The sequence below is a fragment of the Jatrophihabitans sp. genome (assembly GCF_036388195.1).
Taxonomy (GTDB): Bacteria; Actinomycetota; Actinomycetes; order Mycobacteriales; family Jatrophihabitantaceae; genus Jatrophihabitans_A.
Genome location: NZ_DASVSG010000120.1, coordinates 1 through 6,809, shown reverse-complemented (window position 1 = coordinate 6,809; position 6,809 = coordinate 1). Strand labels below are relative to the sequence as shown.

Below are 6,809 nucleotides of genomic sequence, written 5' to 3'. Positions count from 1 at the left end.
GATCCGGTCACCGGGCACCGCGCCCTGCAGCGCCTGGCCGAGCGGGCTGTTCGGCGTCACGACCTCGTCGTCGCCGAGGGCCAGCTCATGCGGCAGCAGCACGAACGTCTCGCACGTGCGGCCGCCGTCGAAGCTGACCCGGACCTGGCTGCCGACCTCGATGGTGCCGGCCGGGCGGCTCTTGCGGCCGGCACGGCGAGGCAGCCGGATGCTCTTGGGAGCCTGCAGCATCAGTTCCAGCTCGGTGATCCGGGCCTGCAGGTCTTCGATGGTGATGGCCAGCTCGACGTTGGCGCACCGGTCAGCGGCGTCGCCGCAGGAGCCGGGCGGGCTGTAATTGGCAAGCGCCTCGGCGCACTGGGCCCTCAGATCCTCGAGCCGGCGGCGGATGGCGTGCTCCACCGCGTCCGGAGAGGGGTGCTGGGGGGAGACCGCCGAAGTCGATCCGGAAGCGGAGGCCGCAGCGGCAGGCTTGCGGCGGGGCGACTTGCGGGCGGTCGGGGCAGGAAGGGTTGAGGTCATGGCGGAATGCTCCGGCGGAGTGGGGCTGAACTGGCGAAACCACCTGCTGGGCCGACCCAATTCTGAAGTAGACGGTACGGCACGCCTGGGCGCGTTGCCACTCCTGATCAAGGCGCACAAGTTGCGTGTCGCCCTCGGCTTGTCGCCGGTTGTTCCGCAGATGGGGACAACGGACGATTGCATTGGATTTATCGTCAAAAACGGTTACCGTTTAGCCGGGTTGAACCGCGCAGCCACCGGACCTCCGCAGAGCGCTTGTCCCACAGGGGACGGCGGCGCTTCGCGAGCTGCCAATCACGGAGGCTCGGATGGCCACGGACCTACCCCACTCGAACGGCTCCCACTCGAACGGCTCCCACTCGTTCGGCTCCCACTCCCACGGCGATGCCGAACGGCCGAGCTTCACCTTGCGCGTCGGTGGCAGCGATCCGGAACGGGTGATCTTCTTCCTCGGCGGAGACCTGCTCGGCCCGTCGTGCCTGCCTTTCGCGCACTTCACCGAACGCTGCATCGACGCCGGAACCCGGCGGCTGCGGCTCGATCTCACCCGGCTGCAGTCGCTCGACCTGGACGGGGTGGACACCCTGGTGGCGATACATCAGCGGCTGTCGGCCGAAGGCGGCCGGCTGTTGCTCACCAACGCCAATCCCGAGGTCATGTCGGTGCTGCGGTTGTTCGGCAGGCCGCTGCTGGCGACCGAGACCTCGGCCGTCTTCGCTCCCGCCGTTCCCCGGCGGGGCGAGCGGCGGGCCAGGCGGCGGCTGGCGGGCTGAGGGCCCGCCGCTGACGGACGGCGACCCCGGACGGTAGCTGTTGACCGTCCGAGGCCTCGGCTGACTCGCTGGCGCCACAAGTTGACAGCCGATTCACGGTAGCCAAGCGGGCGTGTCACCACCGTCGCAGCAGCGTCACACCTCATCGCACAAGGCGTCATCCGCGCAGGGAACCGCTCAGGACTGCAGCTGGGGGATCTCCCCGGTCATGGCCACCTCTTCGGCGATGTCGCGCAGCTTGCGGTGCTTGTTCTGGCTGACCTTGCGCAACATGTCGAACGCCTGCTCGTCGGTCAGCTTGAGCCGTGCCATCAGGATGCCCATCGCCGTGCCGATCTGCCGGTTGCTCGACAGCGCCCGTTCGAGATTGGCCGCCTTGTCCTCGGCGCGGTTGAGCGCGTACTCGCGCAGCCTGGCCAGCTCGTGGTGGGTGCGGATCCGGGCCAGCAGCTCCTGTGCCGAGAACGGCTTGACGATGTAGTCATCGGCGCCGGCCCGCAAGCCCTCCGCTGCCGACTCCGGCCCCACCCTGGCGGTCAGCAGGATGACCGGGATCCGCATCAGCGTGGGGTTCGCGCGCATCAGCCTGACCAGCTCGATGCCGCTGCGGTTGGGCAGCATCACATCGGAGAGCACCAGCTCCGGCGTCGTGGACGTCGCCAGCGCCTCCTCGACCGAGCCGACCGCCTCGACCTGCCAGCCATCGGCGCGCAGCAACCGGGTCAGGTAGTCACGCATGTCGACGTTGTCCTCGACCAGCAGGATGCAGCCGCCTGGCAGCGCGTCCGGGTCGGACGGCTCGGGCTGGCCGGCCTTGGGGGGAACCGGATCGCTGCGGGTGGCGGCCGACCAGGTACGCGCCTCGGCGAGGTAGGCCGGCGCGACCGTGGCGATGTCCTCGGTGACGGCATGCCGGTGCGGCGCCACCGTAGCCCGGGGAAGCCGGACGGTGAACTCGCTGCCGCGGCCGGGCTCGCTGCGCACGGTCACCTCGCCGCCGTGGGCGCGGGCCAGGTCACTGACCAGCGACAGGCCGATGCCGGCGCCCTCGCGGCTGCGGGCGCCCACGGCCGATACCTGGTAGAACCGCTCGAAGACCCGGGGCTGCTCCTCGGCCGGGATGCCGAGGCCGGTGTCCGACACCGTCAGCCGGACCTCGTCGCCGCCTTCAACCAGCCGCAGCGAGATCGTGCCCTGCGGGGTGAACTTCACCGCGTTGGACAGCAGGTTCAGCAGGATCTTGGTGACCATCTCCGAATCGACGGCGATCGGCTCGGTGACGGCAGCGGTGTCCACCGTCAAGGTCAGACCGGCGTCCTCCACGACCGAGCGGAACATGCTGGCCACATCGGCGCTCAGCAGCGCCAGGTCGGTCGGCTCCAGCTCGGCTCGCAGTTCATCCGCTTCGGCCCGGGCGAACTCCAGCAGGGTGTCGACCAGCCTCTTCAACCGCAGCACCGCCCGTCGGGCGGAGGCAAGATCGGCTCGGCGCTCGGGCGGCAGGGTGAGCTCCGAATCGTCGAGCAGAGCGTCCAGCGGCCCCATCATCAGGGTGAGCGGCGTCCGGAACTCGTGGCTGATGTTCTCGAAGAACCGGGACTTGGCCGCATCCAGCTCGGCGAAGGCCTCGGCGCGCGCCCGCTCGGCGTCGTACGCGGCGGCGTCGGTCAGCGCGATCCCGAGCTGCCGGGCGGCCAGGTCCAGGAACCGCAGGTAGGCCTCGTCCAAGGCTCGGTAGGGATTGCAGCCGACCGCCAGCACCGCCCCCGGCTCCGGGTGCCCGCTCAGCCAGACCGGCTGCAACCGGATGATCCCGGGGGTGGCCGGCCCGAGCGGCGACGGCAGCGGCGCCGCGCCCGGTGCGAAGCTGGCGAAGTCGGTGAGTTCGGGAACCCCGGTGCTCAACACCTGGCCGAGCACCGCAGAGTCAGCCGGGAGCACCGCAGGCAGCTCGGCTCCGCCATCGGAGAGCCCGTAACTGCCCTGCAACCGGCCCTGGCCATCCTCGGCAACGACGTAGACGGCTGCGAACGGAATGCTGTCGCGGTTGCGGGCCATGACCTGCAGCGCCTGCTCACAGACATTGTCGTCCTCGGTCACCGACAAGCCGCCGAGGTCGCGCAGCGTCCGCATCCGCTTGCCCGACACCTGCCGGTGGGTGACGTCGGTGGTGGCTACGAAGACGCCCAGCACCTCACGCGCATCGCCGCTGATCGGCGAGTAGGAGTAGGTCCAGTAGGTCTCCTCCTGGTACCCGCTGCGCTCCATGAACAGCAGGTCGTCCTCGAAGTAGCTGGCGCCCTCGCCAGCCAGCACGCTGACCGCTCGAGGACCCATCGACGCCCAGACCTCGGCCCAGCACTCGGCGGCCGGCTGGCCGATCGCGGCCGGGTGCTTGTTGCCGAGCAACGGGCGGTAGGCGTCGTTGTAGAGCTGGATCAGGTCGGGGCCCCACCAGATCATCATCGGGACCTTCGACGCCAGCACGATGCGCACCGCCGCCTTCAACTCCGCAGACCACTGGCGCACCGCTCCGAGCGGACTCGCCGCCCAGTCGACATCGCGGAGCAGGGTCATGGTCTCGTCATCGCCGGCGAACAGGTCCGCCGCGTCCCCGCCGTGCTCCGGCACGGCGTCGGCCAGCGGAGGAACGACCTGTGCTCGACGCTCCTCATCAGCTGCCAGCAGCTGCTCACGCAGGTCTGCCACCTCGGCCATCAGCTCACTGATCTCGGGGCTTGCCTCCGCTGCGGCCAGCTCGGCCAAGCGGGAGTGCACTGCCCGGAGACGGGCGGCAAGGAACTCGGAGAGTCCGGAAGACGATGTCATGAACTCCCCATGGCGGCGGTACCCATTCACGGACAGCTGTCTTCTCAACTGCCACGACGTGGGATCTAAGTTATACAACGTGCGGTGACGGCGATGAAGCAACCGGTCCGATCGCGGGCGAATCTGGCCGATCCGGCCCCTCGCGGAAGTGACCCGCTGTCAGGCCACCGCGGGCCGTCCGGTGGGCGATCCGGCCAGCCGATATGGTCGGCGGGTGGCAGTCACAGAGCTGATCTTGATACGGCACGGCGAGAGCATCGGCAACGTCGCCCGGGAGGAAGCCGAGTCCTCCGGAGCGCCGGTGATCTCGATGCCGATGCGCGACGCCGACGTCCCGCTGTCGGAGACCGGCGTGGAGCAGGCCCGCGCGGTCGGGCAGTGGCTGGCGGCTGACCCCGGCCGGCTGCCTGACATGGTCTGGTCGTCGCCCTACCTGCGAGCTCGCCAGACCGCCCAGACGGCGCTGGCCGAGCTCACGAATCCGCCGGCGCTCCGCCAGGACGAGCGGATCCGCGACCGCGAGCTCGGGGTGCTCGACCTGCTCACCCGGCGCGGCGTCGAGAGCCGGTTTCCGGCCGAGGCCGAGCGGCGCCAGTGGCTCGGCAAGTTCTACTACCGGCCGCCGGGCGGCGAGTCCTGGGTGGACCTGGTGTTGCGGATCAGGGCCTTCCTGGCCGATCTGGAGCGCACCGGGCACGGCCGGCAGCTGATCGTCTCCCACGACGCGGTGATCCTGCTGTTCCGCTACGTCTGCGAGCAGCTGGATGAGGACAGGGTGTTCCAGATCGCCCGGACCGGCTCGGTGACCAACGCCTCGGTCAGCCGGCTGGTGCGCCAGGACGGCGAACCAGGCTGGCGAACCGCTGTCTACAACGACCACCAGCACCTCGAGGCCTTCGGCGCCCGGCCCACCGAGCATCCGGGAGAGCTCGATGCAGCCCGTTGATCAGATCCTGACGCCGGCCGCGCTGCGCCACTGGCCGCTGCCGATCCCCGACGGCGACAAGACCAGCCGGGGACGGGTGCTGGTGATCGGCGGCGCGCGGACCGCGCCGGGTGCGGTGATGCTTGCCGGCCTGGCCGCGCTGCGGGTCGGCGCCGGGGTGCTCACCCTGGCGGTGGCGGAGTCGGTGGCCGGCCCGGTGGCTGCCGCCGTTCCGGAATCCGCGGTGCTGTGGTTGCCCCAGACCCCGACCGGGTCGGTGGCCGGCAGCGCGGCGGAATCGATCCGCAGTGCCCTGGACACCGCCGCGGCGATCCTGATCGGCCCGGGGCTCGACGATGTCGACGAGACCGCCGAGCTGATCGCCGGCCTGGTCCCCGATGCGCCCGAGCACCTGCCGATCGTGCTCGACGCCTATGCCATCGGCGCCATCGGCCAGCTGTCGGCCGCCACGCTGGAGGCCCTCGCCGGCCGGCTGCTGCTCACCCCGAACCACAACGAGCTGGAACGGCTGCTGGCGGCCTCGGACGAGCCGGCCGACTCCGATGATCCGCAGCACCTGCTCGCCGAGCGCTACCAGGCAGTGCTGAGCAGCGACAACCGGATCGTCGCGCCGTCCGGCGACAGCTGGCTGGCGCCGGCCGGGCATTCCGGGCTGGGCACCTCGGGAAGTGGCGATGTGCTGGCCGGCGCGCTGGTCGGCCTGCTCGCCCGCGGCGCGTCACTGACGCAGGCGACCTGCTGGGCGACCTACCTGCACGCCGCGGCGGGCGACCGGTTGGCTGCCCGGGTCGGGTCGCTGGGCTTCCTGGCCCGCGAGCTCCTCGACGAGCTGCCGCTGGTGCTCACCGAGCTACAGGCCTGACTCGGCTGCGGGCTCAGCCGTCCAGCCGGACGTCCTGGACCGACTTGTCCGGCCGCAGCCCCCGCCACACCGGGTGCCGCAGCCGGCCGTCCGGTGTCCACTCGCCGAAGCCGACCTCGGCGACCAGCCGCGGCTCGACCCACTGCGCGGAGAGGGTCTCGGCCCGCGGCGGCGGGGTGGCCAGCGCCGGCGTCGGGCGGGCCAGGGCGCGCAGCTGACGGTGCAGGACGGTGAGCGCCGCCTCCGTGAACCCGGTTCCGACCTTGCCTGCGTAACGAAGGCCTGCCCCGGATCCGCGCCCCTCGGTCCCGCTCGGCACGCCGACCAGCACCGATCCGATGGTGCCGGCCCGCCGGCCGTTGCCAGGCTGCCAGCCCAGGACGACGACCTCCTGGCTCCGGATGTTCTTGATCTTGCGCCAGTCCGGAGATCGCCGGCCGGGCCGGTAGGAGCTGTCCAGCCGCTTGGCCACCACGCCCTCCAGGCCCAGCTCCTGGCTGGCCCGCAGCAGGCTCGCCCCGTTGCCGGCGAAGTACGGCGGGCACTGCCAGCTGCCGTCGTCGAGCCCCAGGCCGTCCAGCAACTCCCGGCGCTGCCGGTAGGGCAGCCCGACGGTGGCCTCGCCGTCCAGGTGTGCCACGTCGAAGATCAGGTACCGGATCGGGTCGGTGCCGCTGAGCCGCAGCGCCTCGCTGGCCCGGCCGACGTGCATCCGCCGCTGCAGCCGGGCGAAGCTGGGCCGGCCGTCGGCGCCGAAGGCCACCACCTCGCCGTCCAGGATCGCCTGCCGGCCGTCCAGCCGGGCGCCCAGCCCGGCCAGCTCCGGATAGCTGACCGTGACGTCGAGGTCATTGCGGGAGCGGAGCCGGACCCGGCC

Annotated in this window: 6 protein-coding genes; 3 read left to right on the top strand and 3 right to left on the bottom strand. The window is 71.2% G+C overall.

The annotated features are described in order from the left end of the window. Positions 1-522: GreA/GreB family elongation factor (locus VF612_RS12070; RefSeq protein WP_408660102.1), on the bottom strand; the 522-nt coding region annotated here is incomplete at its 3' end. Positions 523-830: 308 nt separating this feature from the next. Here VF612_RS12070 and VF612_RS12065 point away from each other — a divergent pair. Beyond that, positions 831-1,295 (top strand): STAS domain-containing protein, encoded by a 465-nt coding sequence (locus tag VF612_RS12065; RefSeq protein WP_408660101.1) that lies wholly within the window; start codon positions 831-833, stop codon positions 1,293-1,295. A 177-nt stretch (positions 1,296-1,472) separates the two neighbouring features. Here the strand turns inward: VF612_RS12065 and VF612_RS12060 are convergent, their stop codons facing one another. Continuing rightward, complete coding sequence (locus tag VF612_RS12060) at positions 1,473-4,073, bottom strand: ATP-binding protein (protein ID WP_408660100.1); 2,601 nt, start codon at positions 4,071-4,073, stop codon at positions 1,473-1,475. Between the two features lie 265 nt (positions 4,074-4,338). Between VF612_RS12060 and VF612_RS12055 the strand changes: the two genes are divergently transcribed. Together VF612_RS12055 and VF612_RS12050 are read left to right on the top strand one after the other, a co-directional pair. Continuing rightward, positions 4,339-5,070 (top strand): histidine phosphatase family protein, encoded by a 732-nt coding sequence (locus tag VF612_RS12055; protein ID WP_408660099.1) that lies wholly within the window; start codon positions 4,339-4,341, stop codon positions 5,068-5,070. Further along, the gene (locus VF612_RS12050; RefSeq protein WP_408660098.1) at positions 5,057-5,932 is read left to right on the top strand and encodes an NAD(P)H-hydrate dehydratase; all 876 of its coding nucleotides are present in this window, start codon (positions 5,057-5,059) and stop codon (positions 5,930-5,932) included. The genes VF612_RS12055 and VF612_RS12050 overlap by 14 nt, the downstream gene beginning before the upstream one ends. 13 nt (positions 5,933-5,945) lie before the next feature. On the opposite strand, the gene ligD is transcribed toward VF612_RS12050, so the two are convergent. Next, a partial coding sequence (gene ligD / locus VF612_RS12045; protein WP_408660097.1) for a non-homologous end-joining DNA ligase occupies positions 5,946-6,809 on the bottom strand: 864 nt, incomplete at its 5' end.

Excerpts from the sequence above, each read along its gene's own strand:
- VF612_RS12050 (WP_408660098.1), top strand. The coding sequence starts at position 5,057 with ATGCAGCCCGTTGATCAGATCCTGACGCCGGCCGCGCTGCGCCACTGG.
- VF612_RS12065 (WP_408660101.1), top strand. The coding sequence starts at position 831 with ATGGCCACGGACCTACCCCACTCGAACGGCTCCCACTCGAACGGCTCC.